Raw genomic sequence first — 24,248 nt, 5'->3', positions numbered from 1 at the left:
GTGCCGTGGCAGTGGCAAATGGCTGAACCTCGTACTACGGCGCAAACTCACAAGAGAAATGCCCGCGAGGAAGCCGATCATGTCCCTGCACCGTGTCGCCCGTATTGCCGATGTCCCAGAAGACCGTGGCCTGCAAGTTGAAATCGGCGACTGCAAGATTGTGCTGCTGCGCGTCGGTGAGCAGCTACGCGCCTTTCAAGGCGAATGCCCACATGCCGGCGCGCCGTTGGCTGACGGCGCGGTGTGTCACGGACGCCTGATCTGCCCGTGGCACAAGGCTGCGTTTCGCGCGGAGGACGGCGCACTGTGTGAGCCGCCCGCCCTCGACAGCCTCAAGCGGTATCCACTGGAGCTGCGCGGCGATGAGGTTTGGGTCGATGAACAACCGTTGCCCGATGCACACACACCTCCGGCGGATGATCCGCGTACGTTCGTGATTGTCGGCGCGGGTGCCGCCGGTACGGCATGTGCGGCGGCGCTGCGGGAAAAGGGTTTCGGTGGCCGCATCGTCATGATCGACCGCGAGGCCGATGCCGGTTACGACCGCACGGTGCTGAGCAAATTTGTCCTCGCTGGGGAAATGCCACCCGAGGAAGCGCCGCCGCTGCGAGATGAAACCTTCTATAAAGAGCAGCGCATCGAGCGACTGGAAAAACAACTCACCGCGCTCGACGCCGCCAACAGGATTTTGCACCTGAGCGATGGCCAGACCCTGCGCTACGACGCCGCCGTGCTGGCCACCGGCGGCGAACCCAACCTGTTGGAATTACCCGGGGCTGACCTGCCGCAGGTCTTCGTATTGCGCTCGAAAGTCCAGGCCGAACGGATCATGAGCGCAGCCCGTTCCGATCAGCGCGCAGTGATCATCGGCGACAGCTTCATCGCCCTTGAATGCGCTTCGGCTCTGCGCCAGCACGGCCTCGACGTCACCGTACTCGCCCGCCACGCTATCCCCTTCGCCGCTCAATTCGGTGAAGCCGTGGGCAAAGCCATTCGTTCATTACACGAAGAACATGGGGTGAAATTCATCGATGATCACCAAGCCACAGAGATCATCGGCGACGGCAAAGTCGAGGCCGTGTTGCTGGACAATGGCCTGCGGCTTTCAGCCGACCTTGTACTTGCGGGGATCGGCGTGCATCCGGCGACCGAAGCGTTCGCGTCACTGCCAAGGGAAAAGGATCAATCACTGCGTGTCGACGACTGTATGCGCCTGCACGAAAACTTGTGGGCCATCGGCGACATCGCCACCTTCCCGCTCCACGGCCAGCCGCAACGCATCGAGCACTGGCGACTGGCCCAGCAGCACGCACGCATCGCTGCCGCCAACATGCTCGGTGGCGACGAACATTACCTCGACGTGCCGTTCTTCTGGACCTGGCATTTCGGCAAGAACTACGACTACCTCGGCCATGCTGAACATTGGGATGAGGTGCAGTTTCTTGGTGAGCCCGAACATCCGCCGTTCATTGGTCTGTTTGGCAGAAACGGTGTGCTGGTCGCTGCGGTCGCCTGCGAAAAAGAACGTGCGATGGCCGTGCTGGCAGAAAGGATGAAGCAGCCGTTGCCGATGGAAGAGGCTTGGGCATTGGTCCAGGTCTGACAACGATCCAGTGTAGGAGCTGCCGAAGGCTGCGATCTTCTGATCTTCAACGTCAAAAGATCGCAGCCTTCGGCAGCTCCTACAGGTCTTTTATCGGATCAGGGGTTCGCGATTATCGTCATCTTCGGCATGCAGGAAAATCACCCGCGGATGCTCCAGCGGTGCCAGCGGCGGTGGCAATTCCTGCTGTTGCACCGGCCAGAAATGCGTCACCACATGGCTGATGTCGCCTTCGTGATCGTTGTGAATGGTCATCACCCCGGGCGTGCGCAGTTTCTGAAAGCGGTCATCGCAAAGTTTGAAACTCTTGCTCAACCCTTCATCGTCGATCACCGGCGAAGGCAACCGGCGTTGCGCGAAACTGCGACTCTTGCGCTGTTGATAACGCGCCCAGGAAATCAGAATCACCGCGTTGACCAAGGCAATCCACAGATAAATTTTCAGGGTGCCCAGCGCGTCGAACGCAGATTTATCGATCAGCGGGCCGCCCGCGTGAGTTTCGACCAGCGGCCACAAGCCACGGATCAGCAGAAACAGCAGCCCCACCCACGCAACCACGGTAAGCACCACATCGACCACGACCAGAAAAGGTCGCTGGCGAGTCCGGATGATTTTCATTTGATGACCTCCTCTTCGTCGTCACCAATCGGCCTGATACCCCGGTCGGGACTGACCCAACGCGCACGTTTCTGATGTTGGCCGAACAGCACTTTCGGGAAGCTGACCAGCGTGGTCAGCAAACTGACAAACCAGAAAGCGATCGGGTACCACACTACCCAGAACATGGTCTTGCCCAACCCTGGCTCGTAGCGTCGGTCGATGACGATGCTGACGGCGAACTGCACCAGGCAGACAAATGCCAGCAGCAACCCGGTAAACGCTGGCGGCATCAGGTGATCCACCGCGATCGCCTCCGGCATGACCACAAACTTGCCCACGCCCCAGAAGATCACCGACAACAGGAACGTAAACGCCCAACCGGTCGACAGGCAGTATTCAAACAGCAGCGGCCACAGGTAACGATGGCGGTACTGCCAGATGCCGCGAATGTTCTTGAACAGCACTTCGGCTCCGCCCTGAGCCCAGCGCAAACGCTGCTTCCACAAACCGCCGAGGGTTTCCGGCATCAGAATCCAGCACAACGCACGCGGCTCGTAGAAGATGCTCCAGTGATCGAGTTGCAGCTTCCAACTGATGTCGATGTCTTCGGTGATCATGTCCGGGCTCCAGTAGCCAACCCGGTTTAACGCCGTGCGGCGAAACGCGACGATCACCCCAGAGACCGTGAAGATCCGCCCGAACACCCGTTGCGTTCGTTTGATCAGACCGATAATCGACGAGAACTCGCCCACCTGAACCCGCCCGACCAGCGTCGAGCGCGTACGAATCCGTGGGTTGCCGGTCACCGCGCCAAGGCGTGCGTTATCCAGCATCGGCGCGACCAGATAGGCTGCCGTGTTCGGCGCCAGCAGCGCGTCACCGTCGATGCACACCAGATACTCACTGCGCGCCGCGATGGCGCCCATGCGCAATGCGACGGCTTTGCCCTGGTTTTCCGCCAGATGCAGCACGCGCAGACGAGGATCTTCCTTGGCCAGCGCGTCGAGCACTTCGGCAGTGTTGTCCTTGGAGCCGTCGTTGATCGCGATGACTTCGATGTTCGGGTAATGCTGGGCCAGCGCCGCGTGGATGGTGTCGGCGGCGTTGTCACCTTCGTTGTAGCAAGGGATCAGGATCGAGATCAGCGGCTCGCCTTCCAGTGGTGGCGGCAGGGTGTCGTCCTGCCACGGCCAGTGACGTTCCCAGTGCAGCCAGAAATACAGGCCACCGGCAATCCACAACCCGGACATGAACAGTGGGTAGAAGAACACGAAGTCCATCAGGAACTGCCCGGTGACAAGGAAGATCAGCCCCAGCGGCACGCCGAGGACGAGCGCCAGAACAAGCAGGGCTAACAGTCTATCCAGCATGTTATGGATTCCATTTGTTGGAGAGCGCAGGCCTTACGGTTTTCAGGTCCGGCAGGTTGTCGAGGAAGTTGTCCGGGTAGTAACCGAAACTGGTCGCGCCCTGACGCTTGAGACGGCCCATCCAGTCCGCCAGAAGGGCACCGTCGATGTCGGCTCGATCCTTCTTGGTCCAGTCGCGTGCTTGCAATTCGAACACCGTTCGATCCAGTGCGCCGGGACGCTTTTTGACCGTAGCCACAAGCGCTTCCAGCCACGGGCCGGACTCGGCCAGGGTCTGTTTTTCCATCAGTGGCATGGCCATCGGTGCCGTCCAGTCGTAGGTCACGAGGAAGTCATCGAGGTTCTGTGCGTACCATGCTTCGCTCTCGGGATTGAGCATCGGCTCGGCGAAGATATTGCGCGCGGTCAGCACCTGCGGACCGCGAATCGCACGGACTTTGGCGGTCAGCTCGTTGGTGAAGTCGATGAGGTATTTGCTCTTGAAGCGCGTCCAGCGCTGCATCGCTGCCGGATCGTCGCGCAATGCGGCAATCGAACCTGGCAAACCGTGGGCAGCGTAGGCTTTCAAGGCTTCAGGACCAGCATCTTCGAAATCCGACAGTACCGCGTCGTCGTGGTAAAGAATGCCGTTGACCGAGGTCAGGCGCGCCACGTCTTCGTAGATTTCACCGATGATCCGTCGCACTTCAGGATCGAACGGCGACAAGCGTTGGTACTGATCCGGATCCACCGAGGTGATGCCGGTTTTCGGGTCCCAACGGGTCACGCGCGGCAGTTTCGAGTCGAGACCAAAACTCAGCACCGGCATCCACGCGAAGACCTTCACGTTAGCGCGGGTACGCAGTTGCCAGGCGACGCGGTTAAAAATATCCGCACGCACCGGCAAGTGACGGTTGGGGAAGTACAGCGAATGCACCAGGCCATCGCCCTTTGGATCGGCGAAGGCTTGCAGGAACACCGTGTTGGCGCCCAAGTCAGCGATGCGCTGCACCAGTTTTCCGAGGTTGATGTCCTGCTGCGCCGGATCCGGGTCGTAAACGTTGTCCAGATCAACATGCACAACGCGCATGACGAAATCCGACTGCACGTCGACGATACTGTTGGCAAAGTGCTCGCCGTCAGGATCCGAAGCGACGAGAAAGCGCGGGCTGCTCATCAGGTTGTCGAGGGCGTCGAGACCGTCGTCCAGCGTCAGGGCCATTTCGTAGCCCTCCTCGCCGACCACAGTCAGCGATGCGCCGTCCGCCGCGCCGTACGGCCAGACCCAGACACGCGGCTTCTTGCCGGTAACCTTGCGGATTTTTTCCGAGATGTTGTTCACGTCGGTGCGGATCCGCGCTTGGAAATCGGCCTCGGTTTCATAGCGTTTGGTCACTGGGTCATAACGCCGGGTGGCCGCCGCGGGCTGCAGGTTGCCCTGCGGGTTGGCCAAAATACCTTTGTGATTGGCGTCGGTGTGCGCGGCGATTTCGACCAGACCGGATTGCGAGATTTCGCGAATCTGATCCCAGGTCAGGAAGTCGGAACGCGCACGCGGCGCGCCGGCGAAGTCCACCGGCTGGTTCAGCGGCGTGTCAATCCAGCTGCCGACCGGCGCCAGCAGCGCGTGCCAGTTATAGGCACGCAGCACCGGTAGCACGCGAGTGTAGAAGCTCGAATAACCGTCGTCGAAACTGAGCAGAATCGCTTTCGCCGGCAGCTCCGGGCCGCCCTTGCGCGCGGCCATGATCTGGTCGACCGTCACCGGTTTGTAGCCGTTTTCGCGCAGCCAGGCGAGTTGTTCGATCATGCGCTCGGTGCGCACCGCCACCACGGCCTGATCGGGATCGCGGTCTTCGACGTCGTGATAGGCAATGCCGAGCACGTGATTTTTCGGCCACGGTTTTTCACTGGCCGCCAGCGGGCGCTCGGACGGCGGCGCAAAGGCCGGAGCTTGCTGGGCGCAGGCGCTGACCAGCAGCACTCCCAGCAGAAGGATGAAACGCGAAATCAAAGGCATCTTCAAACTCTTCTAGAAGCGGAAAGTGAGGTCGACAAGCAGACGCAGATCGGTCTCCCGATCACCGTCGTAGGGCCGGTTGATCACACTGAACAAACCGCCCACCTCGAACACGTCGTTCCAGGCATAACGCTGGCCGTAACCGAGCAGGGCCATGCCGCCGGTGCCGTGATCACGCTGGCTGTACGTTCCCGCACCGGCCTGGAATTGTTGGCTCCAAGAGGTTTCGTAGCGGTGGTAAAGCACGTGATTGACGTTGACCAGCGGCATCACGCTGAAGTCGGATTTCGGGTTGAAATACGGCACGTCATCGGACTTGGAGTTGTGGCTGGTGCCGACTTCCAGTCCCGCATCGACCTGCACGTTCGGCGCGCTGTAGACGCCCTCGCGCCCGGTGAGCAAGGCTTCGACGCGGTTGTTGCCGTCGCTGAAGTGCGACGGGCTGACCGACAGGCGCCACTCGCGACTTTCATTGGCGCGCCAGCGAATGAAACCGCTGCCGCCGTTGGCCTTGATGTCGCTGTTGAGCGCGCGCAATGGCGTCTCGGCCGACAGGTATTCGAGACTGCCGCCGTACTGCCAGTGGTCATTGATGTCGCGGGCGATCGCCAGCCGCGCACCCTGTTTGTCGCCGAAACCGTAATCGTGATTGGACACTTCGGCTTCAAGGGTCATGTCACGAGTACGGCGTTCCAGGCCAACGCGTTGGAAGCGGTGGTGCCCGGTGCCTTCGGCGAAGTCGCCGGTGGCATAACCGACGCCGGCGAACACGCGCCAGTCTTCATCGATCGGCGGGCTGTACAGGGTGGTCTGGATGCCAAAATCGCGGCTGCCGCTGACGGCTCCGGCATCGCCACTGCCGCCGCCATTGGCCTTGCCGCCGTAGGCTTCGACGCGCAACTCGGACATGTCATGCACTTCGCGCTCACGGGCCAGACGCTGCACCTGGCGGTTATCCGGATAACGGGCGACGACGTCATCAGTCAGCGCGTCCATTTGCCGCCATTCCTGCAATTCCATGGCGGTGTGGGCCTGGCCAATTTCCAGGCCCATGTAGCGCGGCACCATGCTCTCGGTTTCCTTGAGCTGCATTTCTGCGCGGCGCGGCCAGTTGCGGGCCAGGTACAGATCGGCCTGAGCCAGACGTAAACCGACGTTGCCCGGCGCCTGATCGACCAGCGTCTGCAAGCGCTCCTCGCCATGGGGCAGATCGGAACCGTAGGTGCCGGCCTGCGCGGCCAGTTGCTGGGCGTCCATCCATTCGTCGTTCGGGTTACCGATGGGCAGTCCTTTCAGTTCGACACGCGGACGCTGGGACTTGGCGGCGTTTTCAGCGACTTTGCGCGCTTCATCGGCACGGTCGCTTTCCAGCAATGCGTAGTACAGCGCGGTGGTGTCTTCGAGGCGATCACTGACATCTGCGTCCGGCGCCGCCAGCACCTGGCGATACAGGTCGGTGGCGATTTCCGGCTCACGTTGATCCAGATAAGACGCCGCCACCCAGCGCAGCGCGTAGGTCGGAATCTTCACGCCTTCGGCTTGCAGCTTTTGGTACTCGGTGATGACATCAGCGGTACGCGCCCGGGCCTTGAGCGCACCCATGCGGTCGATGCGCCAACGGGTCACGTCATCGAGAGCGCTGGCGTCCGGCGTCCAGGTGGCGAGGAGTTTGTCGTAGTCGGCCAGCGCACGATCGGCGATGACGTAGCGTTCTTTTTCGCTGCGGGTAGCAAGTTCGGCGAGGCGCACGCGCTCGGCGGCCAGGTCGCCTTCGAGGCGACGCAGGGTCACCGGATCAATCAGACCCGGACGTTGATTGGCCAGACGCAACGCCGGTTCCGGCAGACGCGCCTTTTGCAGAGCGACCACGTATTCACGGGCGACTTCCGGTTTGCTGCCGGCGCGTTTGAAGGCTTGATCGTATTCGAACAGGGCGTCGAACTGTTTGCCGGCGCGGGTCAACGCGTAGCCCAGCGCCAGACGGCGCGAAGGATCATCGGGTTTGGCCACCACCAGCGCTTTGGCGCGGGTCACCGCTTCGTCGGGTTTACCGGCGTCAGCCTGAGTCAGGGCCAGCCCCAATTGCAGGTCGGCGTTATCCGGCTCCAGCGCCAAAGCCTTGTTGTAGACCTGAGTGGCTTGATCCCAGCGCTTGAGGTTGCGGTAGGCGCGCGCAGTGGCGGTCAGCGCCTGCACCGGCAGCACGCGGTCGCGGCCTTGGGTTTCATAGACCTGCACCACTTCGGCATCGAGGCCGGCCCAACTGGCAATTTGCAGGTGATCGCTGATCTGCCCGGTGGTCGACTGGCCGGGTGGCACCTGACGCAAAACCGTCAGCGCCGGCGTGGTTTGCCCGGCACGGGCGTCGCGCACCATCTGATCGTAGGGTGTGTCGGCAAACGCCAGTGCCGGCCAGAGCAATTGGCTGCACAGCGCGACTCGAAACAAAGGGCGTAAACCACGATGTAATACAGGAACATCAATACGCGGCATTCGTCAGCATCCTTACATGGCCAGCCGGGTCGCAATGCCCTCCTTGCCCTTTCGTAACGGTGGCCGCCAATGCACATGCAACGGCCAAGCTTAGTCAGGCAGTTTTGCACGCAAGCGTTGACCAGAATCCAGAACACAATAATTGTTCAGAATCCTCGCGACGGCTTCGCCGGAACACCAAAAACCCAAACGCCAGATAGCAAAACGCCCGGCGTCTGTTCAACACAGAGGCCGGGCGTTGCTATTAAGAACGCAGAATTACTGCACTTGCGTGACGCCTGCGAACTTGCTCATCAGGAAGCCGACGAACTGCTCGACGGTCATCTTCTGGCCGTTGAATTCGACCTGATTGGCGGCGTAATGCAGCTTGGTCACGACGTTGGTGCCGTCGACGACGGCCAACTGCGAACCGACGGCCATGCCGGCGAACATATCGGCCGCTTCCTTGGATTGATCGACGATGGCTTTGGCATCGGTCTGACCGTCCAGCTGCGCCTGCACGCTGAGCAGATCGACCAGCATCGGCTTTGACACCTGGATATTCAGATCCAGCAGTGCGATCAGTTGTTTGCCCAGTTGATCCGGCGGCAAATCCAACGATTGCGGCTTGGTCAGATCGATCACCAGATTGGCCTTGCTCTCGCCGTTGGCGGTGTTGAACGAGAGGTTTTCCAGCGCAAACTGTGGGCCGGCGGCCAGCAGCTTTTGCAGATCGGCTTTGACTTGCGCATTTTCCGCTTCGGTCAGGTTCAGCTCTGGCGCTGGCAAGCCCTGGGCTGCAGCTTCGGCGGCGGCTTTTTCGTAAGGCTGCAGTTTGGTCTGGTAAATCTGCATCAGCGACATCGTCGACGGGATGTCGAGGTTTTTCAGGCTCATGGCCATGTTCGCCGAGCCGACTTTCTTGTCGTTGAGGCTGACTTCGCCAATCTTGTAGTCAGCACGGCCAGACGCATTGCTGCCGTTTTCTTCGGTGAGGTTTTTCATTTCGAAGTTCTTCACGCCCAGCACCGATTGCTTGGTGCCGAAGGTGGTTTTGCTGTTGGTCAGCACGAGGGTGTTTTCCCCGGTGTAGTAACCGTAGCTGCTCTTGGCGAGGTTGCTGGCCAGGGTCAGACCGTTGAGTTCGACCTGTACCGGCGCCTGATCGTCAGCAACGGTGACCAGTTTCAGGTTGTCCATATAGCCGTCCGCCTTGACCTTCTGCGCTTTGGCATTAGCGGAGATATTCATGGTCAGGCCGGAGAACTTCAGGCTCGACTGCTCATCCAGCGCGGTTTCGAACGGCAGCAGATCGAGGGTGCTGGTGGTCGATTCGTCGTAGCCGATGCTGGTCACGCCTTTGAGCGGCGCGGCGCCCTTGGTGGCGGCGAACCACTTCTCGGTGGCCGGGTTCTTTTCCAGCTCGTAGTTGCTGGTAGCCATGACTGGCAGCCATTTCAGCGAAACCAGACGCGAGAACGGCAGCGGGCCGTGCTCGATGTGGTCAACGAATAGCAGTTCGACTGGCGCATCACCGAACATCTCGCCTTCACCCTTGAGGCGATAGTGCGCGGTGCTGGTGAAGGTGTGGCGATCCAGCGACACCAGTTCCAGCGACGCAGTGCCATTGGAACCGGCCATGGCCGTTTGCAGCTCTTGGTTGGCGTTGCTGACGGCGTTGTTCAATACGCCTTCGATCTTGGTCCCGGTGTACCAGGCCCCGCCTGCGCTGATCGCGCCGATGGCAACTACAATTCCGAGGAGCACGCCTGCTGATTTATTCATGAATGACCTGATCGATTTCCGTGGCTGTGAGTGTGGTCGTCTTCCCTGAACCCGTGACCGGGTCGCGGCTCGACTGCGCTGAATTCAGCGGTGGAGATTAGCACCGGGCGCGTGAGCTGGCCCAATGTTTAAAGGTTAAAGAGTGTCTATGGGAATTGTGGACAGTCGACAGGCGGGAAGAGTTTCGGTGTTTTTCAGTCCGCCTTCGCGAGCAAGCTCGCTCCCACAAGGACAACGCTGTACCTGTGGGAGCGAGCCTGCTCGCGAAGGGGCCAGATGATTCAGCCGAGAATCAGGAATACTGAACCTCGATCTCATCCAGCTGATGATCAAAACTTTTCAGCCGCGCAGTCCAGGTATACACCAGCACTTCAAAATCCCGATCAATCACCGCCCCGCCCGCCACGTCGGCGCGCGGGTCACAGAAATCCAGCTGATAACGCTCACGGGCCATGGCTGTAGCAACATCGGACAATTCCCGGGCATTGTTGAGCCAGTGCCAGCCCTCGCCATCAATCTGCTTGTCGAGTTCCAGACACTGCTTTTTCAGCGCTTCGAGACTTTTTTCCAGTGGCGTGCCGGTGAGTTCGCCCATGACTTCGGCGAAGGTCCGCCCGGGTTGCCAGTAGCTGCCCCAGAAATACCGGTCGAACACGGTTTCGACCCGGCGCAGGGCAACTTTTGTGTCCCAGATCAGCACCAGAGTCTTGCCTTGTTCAAGCTGCCGTTTCTTTACCCGCTGCACCTGGAGCGACGCCCAGGCAACCACGACGATTGCCATGACCGCAATCAGCGCGACGGCGCTGTCGAGGAAAACCATGGCCTTGTCGATCTGGTGGGCCAGCATGATGCCGTAGAAATAGGTGGCCGAGAGCAGCACCAGCACTGCGAGGGCGCACCAGAAGCCGAGAGCGTAAGGGTTTTTCATTATTGGTTTCCCCTAGACCAGCGCTAGCAATGTGCGCTGAAGGGGCGCTTTGCACGGGGCGCCCCTTCAACACTTCAAAGCATAGCAACGGCCTCAGGGTTTGCTGGCGGTTGGAGCGTGCGTTCGTCCGCTTTCCCAGCCGCCGCCCAAAGCGAGGAACAAATCGATCTGGCTCATCGCAACTTGAGTGTTGGCGGCGGCCAGTTGTGCGGTGACATCGGTGTAGGTGCGGGTCGCCTGCAGATCGGCGAGGAACGACTCGCGGCCGGCCTGGAAGAAGCGGTGAGTCTGGTCTGCAGCCAGTTTCGCCGACTGCTCGGCATCGGCCAGTGCGTCGCGCCGCTGAAGTAGTGCGGTGTACTGAGCGAGGCCAGTCTGGGTTTCGCGAATGGCGTTGAGTACCACGCCGTCGAAGTGCGCAAGCGCACCTTGAGTCGTCGCTTCAGCTTCACGGATGCGCGCGCGGGCGCCGTTGGTCGGCACTTTCCAGCTCAGCGACGGGCCGAAGCCCCAGCGGTTGGTCGACGGATCACCCAAGTCATCGATGAGACCAACAGTGCCGATGCTCGCGCCGATACTGATGTCTGGATACAACTCGCCAGTGGCGACGCCGATCCCGGCGGTCGAAGCAGCCAGACGACGTTCGGCCTGGCGAATGTCCGGGCGACGTTTGAGCAGCGCGGCGCCATCGCCGACTGGCACCAATTGCGCGATTTTCGGCAACTCGGCGCAGGTCGCGGTGCCGGCGGGCAACTGATCAACCGGTTTCGCCAGCAACATCGACAAACGGAACAGCCCGGCCTGACGCGCGGCTTCATAGCGCGGCAAGTCGGCGCGCAGGGATTTGAACTGGGTTTGCGAACGGGTGACCTGGGTTTCGTCGCCGCGCCCGGCGTCGCGCAAACGCTGGATCAGCGTGGTGCTTTGCGATTGCAGGTCGAGGGAATGCTCGGCGATTTCACGTTCTTCATTGGCCGCGCAGACTTGGGTGTAAGCACGCACGACGTCTGCCACCAAGGTGATCCGCGCAGTGTCTGCCGCGGCCTGGGTCGCGTCGGCATTGGCCTTGGCGCCTTCGATGCCACGCTGCAAGGTGCCCCACAGATCGAACTGATAAGAAGCGCTGATGCCGATGTCGCCGACGTTATCGACCGGGACTTTTTCCGGCAGCAAGAATGCCTGACCAGACTCTTGCAAACGCTGCGCGCCCATCTTCACACCTGCGCTCCAGCCGCCCGCTGCTTCGGCCTCATCAACCTGAGCGCGAGCCCGTTGCAGGTTCGCCGCCGCGACGCGCAAATCGGTGTTGGAGGCCATGGCCTCCTGCACCAGTTGATCCAGCCGCGCATCCTTATAAAGACGCCACCAATCCGCCGGCACCGGCGCCGAAACTACCGGTTTTCCGGCAACCGCCAGTTCGCCCTGAAAATCCTTGCGCTGAACCGCTGCATCCTCAGGCACCTGATAGTCCGGCCCGACCATCTGACAGGCCGAGAGCATCACGCCCAACCCGGCGATCATCAGCGCCCTGCTCATTGCCCGGGCTCCTGCTTTTTATCGTCGATCTTTGAGTCTTCGATGATCGAAACGGTGGCAGTGCGTCCGGCGATCATGCGGAAATCTTCCGGCACGTCATCAAAGGCAATCCGCACCGGGATCCGCTGCGCCAGCCGCACCCAGCTGAACGCTGGGTTAACGTTCGGCAACAGGTTGCTGCCGCTGCTGCGGTCGCGGTCTTCGATGCCGGCGACGATGCTTTCGACATGTCCGCGCAATTTGGCGCGGTCGCCGATCACGCGGATATCCACCGACTGGCCGACATGGATGCCGTCGAGTTTGGTCTCTTCGAAATAGCCGTCGATGTGAAACGAATTGCTGTCGACCACCGACAACACCGGACGCCCGGCAGTGACGAACTCCTGCGGACGCGGCGCGCGGTCGTTGACGTACCCGTCCACCGGGCTGCGGATCACCGAGCGGTCGAGATTGAGCTGGGCGCTGTCCACCGTGACCATGGCTTCGGCCAGTGCCGATTGCGCACGGGCGACCTTCGATTGGCTTTCTTCCAGTTGCTCGGCCGGCACCAGATTGCCGAGGCCACGGTTACGCTTGGCTTCGCGCTGGGCCTGGGCGAGAGTTTCTTCGCGGTCGGCGACAGCGGCTTTGGCCTGACGCAGGGCCAGTTTGAATCGGTCCTGGTCGATGCTGAACAGCACCTGGCCGCGTTTGATCAACTGGTTGTCTTTCACTTCAACCTGTTGGATCAACCCGGAGACGTCCGGGGCGATCTGGATGATGTCGGCGCGAATGTGGCCGTCACGGGTCCATGGCGCGAACATGTAATACATCACCATGCGCCAGACGAGGACAACGGCAAAAGTCACGATCAGCAGGGTCAGTACCACGCGACCGATGGTCAAAAACGGTTTTTTCATGTCATCAGGTATCGACTGAGTGAGTCCACGCCGTACAGCAGTACCGCGTAGAGGGCCACGTTGAACAATGCCCGGTGCCAGACCAGACGGTAAAAGTGCACGCGCGTGAGCACGGCATGCACCAGCAAAAACAGCACATAAGTGATGCCCATCAACACCAGCAGGGTCGGCAGGAAAATGCCGCTGATGTCCAGATCACCGATCATAGGGGCGCTCCATCGGGCAGCGGTTCTTCGGAGTCGGCACTGGAGACGAATTCGACGCCGGGCAGCAGCGCCAGACGCAAACCGCTCAAGGCGTGCAACAGGTTCAGACGGGTTTCATCGTCGCCGTGGCCATTGAGTGCGCGACGAGTGCGATCGAGGGTCATCAATAACGGCGCTGGCGCCGGCAAGCGTTCGCCGGCCTTGAGGCAAGCGCGGAAATACTCGCCGACTTCACTGACCACTTGCTGCAGCAGCGCGTTCGGCGCGCCGGTCACCCGTGGGGTGTAGGCGAGCAAGTCGAGCAGGTTCAGGCCGACGCGCACTTCGCGCATGGCGATGCCGGTGTCCTGGCCGGTGAGGGCCAGACGCGGCAGATGCTGCATCAGTCGATCGAGCAACTGCACGCCCAATTTGCGGTGTTCGGCAAGGTTGGCCGGCTCGGTCATGTGGACGATGTCTTTCCAGCTGAAACGCGTCAGGCGTTTCGCCGCCAGTTCGGCACCGAACGGGCGTGCGACCAGCGTCCAGATAAACGCGAACAACAGCCCTAACGGACCCGCGAGGTTGGAGTTCACGAAGGCAAAAAAGTCCGCGTCGTAAGCCCCCTGAATACTGATGAATGAGGAGGTGTTGACCAGCGTCAGCAGCATGCCGAGGAAGAACCGCGGCTGCACCGTCAGGGTGCCGACGCAGATGAACGGGATGGAAAACGCCAGCACCAGCATCGGGAAATCATGCAGGTTGGGCAGAATCAAAAACAGGTAAAGGCTGGCGAACAGCACCGACATGCCGGTCCAGAAAAAGAACCGGTAAATCTGCGGTGCCGGGTCGTCCATCGAGGCGAAGAAGCTACAGGCCACCGCGGCGAGAATCACCGCGCTGCCGCCGTCCGGCCAGCCGAGCAGAATCCACAGCACCGAGGCGGTGATGATCGCCAGAACGGTCGAGGCCGCCGAGTAGAGCATCAGCCCACGATCAATGAACGGCGTCAGACGACCGAGGCGCCAGTGACGGTAGACCGCGCGCCAGCTGTCCTGGCGCTCGCAGAGAATCGCGTCCTGCAGACTGCGGCAGTCCTGCCATAAATCGATGAATTCGCCGAGGCGATAAATCGAGTTGGAGAACAGCAGTTGTTTGCGGTCTTCCAGTGCTTCGGCACTCGGTTGCAGGGCTTCGAGCTGATCTTTCAGCGCTTGCCAGCGGTCGAGATCGGCGTTCTGATGAGCGAGCCATTCGCGGGTTGCGGCCAGCAGCGGTGCGAACTTTTCCACCAGCTCTGGTGTGCGCCGCTCTAGGGCGTAGAGCGAATCTTCCAGCGCATCGATCACTGGCAACAGATGAATCATCCGCCCGCGCAGTTCTTTGGTGTTGCGCACGGTTTGCGGTAGTGCGCCTTCGTGGGGCAACTGGCCGATCATCAATTCGAGGCTGTTGAAGTTGGCAACCATGGCCATGCGCAGCGCAGTGACTTCTTCGGGCTGCACGTCGCGGCTGAGGAATTTCAGGCTGTAAGTCGTGGCATCGGCGAACCACTTGCTCACCGCGTCGTTGAATACGGGTGCCAGACGGCGCGGCCAGAACATCGCGCCGACCACGGCGGCAACGGCGATGCCGAGAAAAATCTCTTCGGTGCGCGCCTCTGCTACGTCCCACACCGCCAGCGGGTTATCCACCACCGGCAAGGCAATCAGCGGCAGGGTGTAACCGGCGAGCATCAATGCATAGTTGTTGGCCGTGCGCAGTTGCAGGGACAGGAACAACAAAATCCCCGTCCACAGCGCGATGACTACCACCAGCACATAAGGGCTCTGGACGAACATCGGCACGAAAAAAACTGCCGCCGCTGCACCAAGAAAGGTGCCAATGGCGCGGTACAACGCTTTGGAACTGGTCGGGCCGAGAAACGGGCTGGAGACGATGTACACCGTGGCCATCGCCCAATACGGACGCGGCATTTGCATGAGCAAGGCGATGTACAGCGCAATCATCGACGCTGCAAAAGTCCGCACCCCGTAGAACCAGTCACGGGCCGGCGGAATGCCAGAGAAAAAACCGTTCAAGAATTAACCACCAATGGCGGGTTGGCCGCCTCAAAAGCTCTGAGTACCCGAAGCGTAGCTTCCAGATCGCTTTGATCGATGCCTTCGAGCACCTCATGACGCAAGCGCACCAGTTCGATCTCGACCGCCTGCACCAGTTCTCGACCGGTGTCAGTCAGGCTCAGGCACTTGGCCCGGCGATCCTGAGCATCTTCGGTGCGGCAGACGTAACCGGACTGGCACAACTGATCGAGCAGACGCACCAGCGACGGACTCTCCATCCCGGCCGCCTGCGCCACTTGCACCTGACGCACGCCCTCGCCCAGACGCCCGATCATTAGCAGCGGGACGGCGCAGGCTTCGGAGATTCCATAGTTGACCAGCGTGGTCTGGCAGATCTTCCGCCAATGCCTGGCGGCCACCACCATGGCACTGCTGATGTTCATCTGGAGAGCGTCGAGATCGTTCGGCACGGGGAAATGCACACTGTTAGTTTGCTAACTATCAATATCGCATTTGAGGGGAATTTCAGTCAAGTTTTGAAACAAATTGCCTGTTCAGGGTTAGCTTACCGAATCGAAATCACCCGCTATCTGCTCAATGAAATCGAAAACCTCCTCCGGCACGCTGAACTGGAACTGCTTACGTCGATGCTTTGAAACTTTGTCACCGTTGTCCAGACACATCATTACCAGTTTCGAGAGGTCGCTCCCCCGTACGTCAAAACGCCCATTCACCTCTTTGATGACGTAGTCGTATTTTTCAAGAAACTCGGTCTCCTCGCGCAGCTCCACTTCCAATGCTCGCAAGGCCATCTGCAAGGTAAATTCTGCACATTGAGTCCCGTCCCAGAATCGATAGATTGAGTCGTGCCCAATAAAATCGAAAGTCATCTGATCAGCATCCAGCCAAGTGACATTCCAGAACTCTCTTGCTGGTTTCGAGAACTCCTTTAACGCTTCGAGATAGCCAGACTCTTCGTGTTTCATCGCTACGGAAACCGGTAACAACAAACCATTTTTTAGAGCGCCAGAGTGGCAAAGCGTCTGGTGAATCAGGAAACGTGAAAGTCGACCATTGCCATCCATGAACGGGTGAAGAAAGACAAACCCGAAAGCCACAACCGCTGCAGCTATCAACGGATCAACCTGCTTGGCAGAGTGATTGGCAAAACTCATCAACTCGTCCATCAACTCCCTGCACAATTGCGGTGGAGGCGGGACATAGCTGACGCCAGCTGCGCCTCTCAAGCCGTTGTGTAAATGGTTCTGTTCATGACGGAAAAGCACAGCTTTATCGAAAGGATTGGAAACCGTACTGTTCTGCAACTCGACCAAATAGTCCTCGCTCAACTCTGTTCGCTCATGGGCTTGGCGGAGAAGCCGAACAAAACGGCGCGACTTTTCTTCGTTGGGCTCTTCTTTCTCAATGGCGAAAGAATCGCGGGTCTCATGCAGATAGGCCCAATTGATTGCCCGATCCATCATTTCCGGCGGCAACGTCGCCATAAAAGCCTGGGCTCGACCAAGGATGTCCAGATCAAGCAGCGCCTGCAGCTCCGTCGTACGCTCGACTGTGGCGCAGTAACGCATTGACCCCAACCCGTTAAAATCTACCCGCCAACGACTATTTCGAATTGCAGGCCCGGTGACATAACGCTTGGGATCAAACAAAGCGACAACGTTGCCCCGAACCGGTACGGAATATTCCAGCTGTTTGCCCGTGAAACTTTCCCAAAGAAAACAGGCCTTGCGGATAAATACCCCGTTAGGTGATCGGCTCAACTCACCTAGCAACTCGTCCGCTTCAACGGTTTCAAGCGCCTGAGCAAGAATGCACAGGTTTATTCCCTCATGCTTCAGAGCAAACAAGATGTGCTCAAGTGTCGAACCCTGTGCCGGCGCGACGCCGTTTGGAACCGCTAGACACTCACCGATCAAGGTAATCCGGGTAACCGGTTTGATCATCGCAATGCGCTTGGGGGCAAATGCATTAAGCTTCAGCGCATCACGCAGGTGGGCATATCCAACAGTTGGCATCGTCATCGTCCACATAAAAAAAATTCACTGCGACGATTAAAGCCCGTTTTTTTTTACATCGCGCATGTTTTTTTTACATTTCAGCCTTTTCCTACAATTTTTTTTACACACTTCTGCCCTTACGCAACAACACATCCAACTGATCCACCACCTCCGCCCAATCGGCATCATCCAGAATCTCGTCACGCAAAAACTGCGACTGGCTCTCCGTCCAGAAAAACGCATCAGCCAAATGCAGCTCGGGTTTGAGCGGGGAATGGGTGGCGATGAATTTGTCGATGCTGATCGGATCGTTGTCCAGGCCGAGTTGTTTGAACAGGGATGGGAGGCTGTGGATTGGTTGCTCCATTGCTGAGTTCCTTCAAAAACGGGGTGTTTGGAAGATTATTCGCGAGCAGGCTCGCTCCCACAGGGGAATGCAATCAACCTGCTCGCGAAGGCGTCAGTGCCGGCACCACAAATCCTAATCACTCAACTCCCGCACTTCGGCATGCGGCACCATTTTCAGAAACTCGGGCATGCTCATGTGCAGCAGATAGTTGTGGTTGCCCGCCTCCAGATAAATGTCCTTCTGCCGCGTCAGCAACGGGTCGATGACCATGTCCAGGCCATAGGAGCCACCCAGCGGTGGCACCGCGCCGCGTTCGCAATCATCGAAGATGTGCGCCAGATTGCTTTCGCGGGTCAGTTGCCATTCGCCGCTGGTGCGCACTTTGCTCAGGTCCAGGTGACGGCTGGCCGGCAGCACGGCCATCAGATAGTGCCCGTGGTGGTCGTCGAGGATGATCGATTTGGCCACGCGCTCAGCGGGCACCCCGGCGACTCGTGCGGTTTCCAGGCTGCTGGACGAGTGTCGGTGGGCGACGATGTCGTATTCGCAGTGCGCCCGGTTCAGGCTGCTCTGCACCTTTCTTGCCATACGCATAATGCACCTCGGTGTTGCGCTGAACGGTGATTGCCGTGTCTTTGAGTCTAGTTCGGCGGGGGTTTGGCGCAGGGAAATCCGCTCACCGGACATATCTGCACATTGATCAAAATTCATACAGGACAACCCTCAACTAGACTGAAAGAACCAGCCCATGACGCTCGCGGAGGGTCACGTGAACAGCCGATGTTGTGCGTTTGTCTTACTCCTGCTGATCAGCGGCTCAGCCCTCGCCGCCGACACTCCGTTGCCGCCGATGAGTCCGGCCGGTTTGTGGCTGATTACCTTGGGCATCGTCTTCCTGATCGCTGAAGCTGCACTGCCCAATTACGGAGTGATCGGGCTGGGCGGCATCATCATGTTCGTCATCGGTGCGCTGATTCTGAGCAACGCCGAGTTGCCGGTGCTGATGATGATCGGTCTCGGTCTGATCAGCGCCCTGCTGTTGCTCGCGCTGGTAATTCGCGCCCTGAAAACCCGCCCGCGCCACGCCGTCAGTGGCGACGCCGGCCTGCTCGGCAGTGTGACCGCGATCACCACAGTGCAACCGGGCGATGCCCGTAACGGCTGGGTGCAACTGCAAGGTGAACGCTGGCAAGTGCTTAGCGCCACCCCGCTGCAAACCGGGCAATCGGTGCGCGTGGTGGGTCACAAGGGATTGTTGCTGCAAGTGGCCGCGACTGACGCGGCACCGCTCGGAGAGTGATCATGGGTCTGCAAATCGGTTTTGTTGCGCTGCTACTGTTGGTGATAGTTCTCGCCGGCTCGACGTTCCGCATCCTGCGTGAATACGAGCGCGGCGTGGTATTTCAGCTTGGCCGCTTCTGGCAAGTCAAAGGCCCAGGGCTGATCCTGCTGATTCCGGTGGTGCAGCAAATGGTTCGGGTCGACCTGCGCACCGTGGTGCTCGACGTGCCGCCGCAGGACGTGATCACCCGCGACAACGTCTCGGTGAAGGTCAACGCTGTGCTGTATTTCCGCGTTCTGGATCCGCAGAAGGCGATTATTCAGGTCGAGGATTATCTTTCTGCCACCAGCCAACTGGCGCAAACCACCCTGCGGGCGGTGCTCGGCAAGCACGAACTGGATGAACTGTTGGCCGAGCGCGAGCAGTTGAACATCGACATCCAGCAGGTGCTCGACGCACAGACCGACGCCTGGGGGATCAAGGTCGCCAACGTCGAGATCAAGCATGTCGATCTCAACGAATCGATGGTCCGCGCCATCGCCAAACAGGCGGAAGCCGAGCGCGAACGTCGGGCCAAGGTGATTCACGCCGAAGGCGAACTGCAAGCCTCGGAAAAACTCATGCAGGCAGCGGAAATGCTCGGTCGCCAGCCTGGGGCAATGCAGTTGCGCTATATGCAGACCTTGAGTTCGATTGCCGGTGACAAGAGTTCGACGATTGTTTTTCCACTGCCGATCGAATTGCTCAAGGGTATGGCGGATTTGTCGGGGAAATCCTGAAGGTCAAAAGATCGCAGCCTGCGGCAACTCCTACAGGGATTGCGGTTAGCCTGCGGGAGGGGTTGGCGTGAACAAGCGCGCTTTAAGTCCGCCGGCGTGGACTTCGGCACGGACCTGCCAGGTCTCGGGCAAGGGTGAGAATTCTTCCGGGCCGTCGAAGCTGCCGACCAGCCACACTCGACCATTTCCCGCCAGCTCAGCGAGGCTGTTCAGATAGACATCACTCGTTACCAGCGTGCCGAACCCGTACTCATTTGGCCGCGTCGATTGGCCATCGGCTTTCGGTGGCGTGAAGAGGCGCACCTGCGCCCCGGTGCGATCGTAGTAGACGTAGCTCAGATACCAGAGCATGTCGCTGGTGACGATGCGGTCACCGGGCAGGAAATGCTGGTTGACGTACGTCACTACCGTGTCGAGTTGATCATGACTGTCGACCGTGGCGTTGTTGTTCACGCCGACCAGTTCCACAGCGATCAGCGACAGCAGCACAGCCAATGCCAACATCCGCACGCGGTTGTACAAACGGTCGATGGCCAACGCCGTCAGCATCGGCAGGCCGAGGGCGTACGCCGTCAGATAACGCTCGATGAACACTGGCGTAATGAACGACACCAGATACACCAGCAACAGCGGCAGACCGGTGTACAGCGCCAGCAGAATGCTGCCGCGCGACACACTGCGATCGCGCATGACGGCGACAACTGCCAGCACCAGCAGTGCCAACGGCAGCGCGCCAAAGACCAGCAGCGGCAGACTCTCGCCATCGTCCTGAATCAGCCATGACCAGATCATCGACGGCAGCGAACCCAGCGTCACCGCTGGCTCCCAACCGACATCGCCGCCGACTTCGAGTTGCTGCATGTGCTGCATCAAATCAAGCAGTTTGGGTAACCAGGGCAGGTACAGCACGCCGATTGCCAGATTCGCCAACCACCAGTCCGTGCGCTGGATATGCCGGAAGCGATAACCGCGCTGCACGCGAATGCCAAGCAGATAAACCCAGTGACACAGTGCGGCCAGCACGGCGAAGTAATGGGTGTAGAACGCCGCACTCATTAACACCACGTAAACCACGAGATAGCGACGGCGTTGCGGGCGTCGAATCCAGTAGACCAGCGCCAGGCTCGCGGCGAGCAGCAGCGCCCCAAGCAGCGCGTACATGCGTACTTCCTGGCTGTAGCGCACCGCGGTCGGTAGCAGTGCGAGCAACAATCCGGCGATAAACGCGGCGCGTCGAGTGGCCAGACGGTCCACCAGCCAAATGCCCAGTCCGACCGCCGTAATGCCGGCCAGCGCACTGAGACAGCGGAGCGCGAAGATGCCGTCCCCGAACAACTCGATCCAGCCATGCAAGAGAATGAAGTACAGCGGCGGATGCACATCGAATGCAGCGTGTTGCCAGATTTCACTCAGCGAGTAGCGCGCCAGCAGCAGGCTGGAGCCTTCATCACCCCAGATCGCCGCCGCTGTCAGATCATAAAAACGCACGAACGCGGCCAGCGCCAGAATTGGCCACAGCCAGTGATTTTTTACCCAGCGCACCCAACGCAGGCTACCGAACCAGGAACCGGGCGCGGCAAACGGATCTTGCGTGTCGCCCATTGGCGTAACTCTGTTGACCGCCATCGCTTCCTCTTGCCGCGCCGCAGCGCCACGAGAGTATGACGCGCCAACCTGCCCATCACTTTAGGTCAGCCACGGCGGAACCGTCGATGCCGGTTGGCGCTTTCACGACACCCGGCAACCCGGCGGCGATTTTCGCCTCTGGATACACCGATTCCCAACCGCCGCCCAAGGCCTTGTACAACCCGACCATTGCCAGCGACACGCCGGTCGAACTCTCAACCCACTGTTCCTGCGTCGCCAGCAATGCGCTTTGCACGGTGAGAACGTTGACGAAATCAACCACGCCTTCGACGTACTGCTGTTGCGCGGTGCGCAAGGCGATCTGGTTCTGACATACGGCTTCGGCAAGGCTGTCGCGGCGGCGTTGGCTGGCGTTGTAAGCGGTCAGTTGATCGTCGATTTCATGCCAGGCGCGCAACACGGTCTGCTGGTAGGCGATGGCCGCTTCCTGCTGCTGTGCTTCACGCAATTGCAGCACGCCGCGCAGGCGTCCGCCGTCGAACAGCGGCAGGCTGAATTGCGGGCCGATGCCAAAGGCACGCGAACCCCAGGAGCCGAAATCGCTGAGTTGCATGGCTTGCGCGCCGAGGTTGCCGGACAGGGTGATGCGCGGATAGAAATCGCCCGTGGCCACGCCGATATTGGCAGTGGCAGCGTGCAGGCGCGCTTCGGCCTGACGGATGTCCGGACGGCGTTCAGCCAGTTGCGACGGCAAGCCGATAGCGACTTGCAGCGGCGACTGCGGCACGGCGGCGTCTGTGGATAACTCCTTGGCCAATGCCTGTGGCGGTTCGCCCATCAGCAGGCTGATCGCATTGATCAGTTGCGATTGGCGTTGTTCCAGCGCCGGCAAGCGTGATTCGATGGCAGCCACCTGCGCAGCGGCTTCGGCGACGTCGAGATCCGTCGCCACGCCATCGGCCAGACGCAATTGCGAGAGCTTGAGGCTGTGCCGGGCGACGTCGAGGTTCTGCTCGGTGACAGCACGAGTGTTCTGCACGCCACGCAGCTGGATGTAGTTTTGCGCCGTGTCAGCGAGCACGGCCAACAGCACCCCGCGACGGTCGTTTTCGGCGACTTCTAGATTGGCGTCGGCGGCTTCGGTTTCGCGGCGCACGCGGCCCCAGAAATCCAGTTCCCATGAGGCGGAGAAACCGGCGTCCCACAGATTGAAAGCTGAATCGCCGTTGTGTCCGGACGGATCGTTCAGACCCTCGCCGCTGTTGCGTTTGCGCGCGTAACTGCCCGTGGCGGCGGTGCTCGGATAACGGTCAGCGGTGATCACCTGGCGAGCGGCGCGGCTTTGTTGCAGGCGGCTGCTGGCCAGTTGCAGGTCGAGGTTGCTCTGCACCGCACGCCGGGTGAGCGCGGAGAGTTGCGGGTCGTGGAAGACCTCCCACCAGCGTTCGTTGAGGGGTTCGCTGACAGCTTGGCTGGGGGCGGACTTGGCGGGTTTGGTCCAGTCGGCGATTTGTGTGGCTTGAGGCTTTTGGAAGTCAGGGCCTACTGTGCAAGCGGTGAGAGTTACTGCGAGCAAGGCACTCAAGGTGATTTGCTGCCACGGGCCTCTTCGCGAGCAGGCTCGCTCCCACATTCTGGATTGCGTTTTCCCTGTGGGAGCGAGCCTGCTCGCGAAGGCGTCGGTTCGGTCAATAACGCTCATCGCTGAGTCACCTCACGCACCGACGTCGCCGAACTGGTGGTATCAATACTCGCTTCCACCGACATCCCCACGCGCAAGCGCTCGGCCAACGGTTGACCCGATTCCAGCATGATTTTCACTGGAATCCGCTGCACCACTTTGGTGAAGTTGCCCGTGGCGTTATCCGGTTTCACCGCCGCAAAGGTCACACCGGTTGCCGGGGCGATACTTTCAACGCGACCAATCAAGGCTTCGCCACCAAGGCTGTCGACACGCACCTGTACGTCCTGCCCCGGCTGCACGTCGGTCAGTTGTGTTTCCTGAAAATTCGCCACCACATAAGCCTGTTGCAACGGCACCACCGCCAGCAGCTTGCTGCCCGGCGTCACATAGGCGCCCACGCGCACCGCACGCTCACCGACCATGCCATCCTGCGGAGCGGTGATGCGCGTGTAAGAGAGTTCAAAACTGGCGATTTCCAGCGCCGCTTGTGCGTGCTTCAAACTGCCCTCGGCTGCGTCACGCTGAGCCGTGAGAATGTCGACCTGCTTGCGCTCTGCCGCCAGTTTCGCCGTGGCGGTGTCGAGATGAGCCGTGGCCTTATCGATGCGCGTGCGCGCCTGTTGCGCGTTTTGCACCGTACCGGCGCCAACGCCTGCCAAGTGGTTGTAGCGATTCAATTCTTGCTGGGCGAAGGCCATTTCCGCCTTGGCCGAGACTACCGAGGCCTGCGCCTGAGCGATCACCGAAGTCTGGCGCTCCAGCGTCGCCTTGGCGTTCTGCAACTGCGCCCGCGCCACCAGAGTTTGCGCATCCGCCGCTTCAGCCGACGCACGCAAATCGCGATCATCGATCAGCGCCAGCAACTGGCCCGCCTTCACTTGCTGGTTGTCCTCCACCAAGACTTCCTTGATAAACCCGGCCACGCGCGGCACAACGAGCGTGTAGTCGGCGGAGACAAAGGCGTCATTGGTGTTTTGCTGGGTACGTTTGCCAAACACGCCGGGCAGCGCCAGGTAAACCAGCACGCCGACCGCCAGTGCGGCGGCGATGGCCACCGCGAGTTTTTGCTTTGCTTGAGTCGTCATAAAAACCTTCTGTTTCAGTGAAGC

General features: G+C 60.1%; 20 protein-coding genes. 3 read left to right on the top strand and 17 right to left on the bottom strand.

Annotated features, from left to right (window positions below; all coding sequences use genetic code 11):
* Positions 1–79 precede the first annotated feature (79 nt).
* Positions 80–1,603 carry an FAD-dependent oxidoreductase gene (locus tag F8N44_RS07460; protein ID WP_150649874.1) on the top strand — a complete coding sequence of 508 codons (1,524 nt, stop codon included), beginning with the start codon at positions 80–82 and terminating at the stop codon, positions 1,601–1,603.
* A 90-nt stretch (positions 1,604–1,693) separates the two neighbouring features.
* Here F8N44_RS07460 and pgaD read toward each other — a convergent pair whose 3' ends face one another.
* The 14 genes from pgaD to F8N44_RS07390 all read right to left on the bottom strand — a co-directional run bounded on the left by pgaD (position 1,694) and on the right by F8N44_RS07390 (position 18,401).
* Positions 1,694–2,221, bottom strand: coding sequence for a poly-beta-1,6-N-acetyl-D-glucosamine biosynthesis protein PgaD (gene pgaD, locus F8N44_RS07455; protein WP_150649873.1), 528 nt, complete (start codon positions 2,219–2,221; stop codon positions 1,694–1,696).
* The gene (gene pgaC, locus F8N44_RS07450) at positions 2,218–3,573 is read right to left on the bottom strand and encodes a poly-beta-1,6-N-acetyl-D-glucosamine synthase (protein WP_150649872.1); all 1,356 of its coding nucleotides are present in this window, start codon (positions 3,571–3,573) and stop codon (positions 2,218–2,220) included. Before pgaC ends, pgaD begins: the two co-directional genes overlap by 4 nt.
* 1 nt (position 3,574) lies before the next feature.
* Complete coding sequence (gene pgaB / locus F8N44_RS07445) at positions 3,575–5,572, bottom strand: poly-beta-1,6-N-acetyl-D-glucosamine N-deacetylase PgaB (protein WP_150649871.1); 1,998 nt, start codon at positions 5,570–5,572, stop codon at positions 3,575–3,577.
* A 12-nt stretch (positions 5,573–5,584) separates the two neighbouring features.
* Positions 5,585–8,065: a poly-beta-1,6 N-acetyl-D-glucosamine export porin PgaA gene (pgaA, locus tag F8N44_RS07440; RefSeq protein ID WP_150649870.1), complete on the bottom strand. Its 2,481-nt coding sequence runs from the start codon at positions 8,063–8,065 to the stop codon at positions 5,585–5,587.
* 258 nt (positions 8,066–8,323) lie between these two features.
* Complete coding sequence (locus F8N44_RS07435; protein WP_150649869.1) at positions 8,324–9,829, bottom strand: YdgA family protein; 1,506 nt, start codon at positions 9,827–9,829, stop codon at positions 8,324–8,326.
* A gap of 292 nt (positions 9,830–10,121) precedes the next feature.
* A complete protein-coding gene (locus F8N44_RS07430) occupies positions 10,122–10,757 on the bottom strand; it encodes an NADH:ubiquinone oxidoreductase subunit N (RefSeq protein ID WP_150649868.1) in 636 nt (211 codons plus the stop codon).
* 93 nt (positions 10,758–10,850) lie between these two features.
* Positions 10,851–12,293 (bottom strand): efflux transporter outer membrane subunit, encoded by a 1,443-nt coding sequence (locus F8N44_RS07425; RefSeq protein ID WP_150649867.1) that lies wholly within the window; start codon positions 12,291–12,293, stop codon positions 10,851–10,853.
* Complete coding sequence (locus F8N44_RS07420) at positions 12,290–13,192, bottom strand: HlyD family secretion protein (protein WP_150649866.1); 903 nt, start codon at positions 13,190–13,192, stop codon at positions 12,290–12,292. The genes F8N44_RS07425 and F8N44_RS07420 overlap by 4 nt, the downstream gene beginning before the upstream one ends.
* Entirely contained in the window at positions 13,189–13,398 is a 210-nt protein-coding gene (locus tag F8N44_RS07415) for a DUF1656 domain-containing protein (RefSeq protein WP_007917703.1), read from the bottom strand. The genes F8N44_RS07420 and F8N44_RS07415 overlap by 4 nt, the downstream gene beginning before the upstream one ends.
* Positions 13,395–15,458, bottom strand: a complete 2,064-nt coding sequence (locus tag F8N44_RS07410; protein ID WP_150649865.1) for an FUSC family protein — start codon at positions 15,456–15,458, stop codon at positions 13,395–13,397. Before F8N44_RS07410 ends, F8N44_RS07415 begins: the two co-directional genes overlap by 4 nt.
* Positions 15,455–15,883 carry a MarR family winged helix-turn-helix transcriptional regulator gene (locus tag F8N44_RS07405; RefSeq protein ID WP_150649864.1) on the bottom strand — a complete coding sequence of 143 codons (429 nt, stop codon included), beginning with the start codon at positions 15,881–15,883 and terminating at the stop codon, positions 15,455–15,457. The genes F8N44_RS07410 and F8N44_RS07405 overlap by 4 nt, the downstream gene beginning before the upstream one ends.
* Before the next feature lie 117 nt (positions 15,884–16,000).
* Complete coding sequence (locus tag F8N44_RS07400; protein WP_150649863.1) at positions 16,001–17,491, bottom strand: Fic family protein; 1,491 nt, start codon at positions 17,489–17,491, stop codon at positions 16,001–16,003.
* An 88-nt stretch (positions 17,492–17,579) separates the two neighbouring features.
* Positions 17,580–17,825 (bottom strand): DUF2789 domain-containing protein, encoded by a 246-nt coding sequence (locus F8N44_RS07395; RefSeq protein WP_150649862.1) that lies wholly within the window; start codon positions 17,823–17,825, stop codon positions 17,580–17,582.
* A gap of 114 nt (positions 17,826–17,939) precedes the next feature.
* Positions 17,940–18,401 carry an aminoacyl-tRNA deacylase gene (locus F8N44_RS07390; RefSeq protein ID WP_007917709.1) on the bottom strand — a complete coding sequence of 154 codons (462 nt, stop codon included), beginning with the start codon at positions 18,399–18,401 and terminating at the stop codon, positions 17,940–17,942.
* 175 nt (positions 18,402–18,576) lie between these two features.
* Here F8N44_RS07390 and F8N44_RS07385 point away from each other — a divergent pair, with 175 nt between their 5' ends.
* Both F8N44_RS07385 and F8N44_RS07380 read left to right on the top strand, forming a co-directional pair.
* Positions 18,577–19,107, top strand: a complete 531-nt coding sequence (locus tag F8N44_RS07385; RefSeq protein ID WP_191630872.1) for an NfeD family protein — start codon at positions 18,577–18,579, stop codon at positions 19,105–19,107.
* A 2-nt stretch (positions 19,108–19,109) separates the two neighbouring features.
* Positions 19,110–19,868, top strand: a complete 759-nt coding sequence (locus F8N44_RS07380) for a slipin family protein (RefSeq protein ID WP_077570069.1) — start codon at positions 19,110–19,112, stop codon at positions 19,866–19,868.
* Between the two features lie 45 nt (positions 19,869–19,913).
* On the opposite strand, the gene F8N44_RS07375 is transcribed toward F8N44_RS07380, so the two are convergent.
* From F8N44_RS07375 to F8N44_RS07365, 3 genes are read right to left on the bottom strand one after another with little or no spacing between them, the layout of a single operon-like run.
* Complete coding sequence (locus F8N44_RS07375; protein WP_150649860.1) at positions 19,914–21,494, bottom strand: glycosyltransferase family 39 protein; 1,581 nt, start codon at positions 21,492–21,494, stop codon at positions 19,914–19,916.
* Positions 21,495–21,549: 55 nt separating this feature from the next.
* Positions 21,550–23,157 carry an efflux transporter outer membrane subunit gene (locus F8N44_RS07370; protein WP_224794747.1) on the bottom strand — a complete coding sequence of 536 codons (1,608 nt, stop codon included), beginning with the start codon at positions 23,155–23,157 and terminating at the stop codon, positions 21,550–21,552.
* Positions 23,154–24,224 carry an HlyD family secretion protein gene (locus F8N44_RS07365; RefSeq protein WP_150649859.1) on the bottom strand — a complete coding sequence of 357 codons (1,071 nt, stop codon included), beginning with the start codon at positions 24,222–24,224 and terminating at the stop codon, positions 23,154–23,156. The genes F8N44_RS07370 and F8N44_RS07365 overlap by 4 nt, the downstream gene beginning before the upstream one ends.
* Positions 24,225–24,248 lie beyond the last annotated feature (24 nt).

It is taken from the genome of Pseudomonas fluorescens, from assembly GCF_902497745.1.
Lineage (GTDB): Bacteria > Pseudomonadota > Gammaproteobacteria > Pseudomonadales > Pseudomonadaceae > Aquipseudomonas > Aquipseudomonas fluorescens_BM.
Note: the sequence above shows the minus strand (reverse complement) of the source record. Positions and strands in the feature narration are given on the sequence as shown.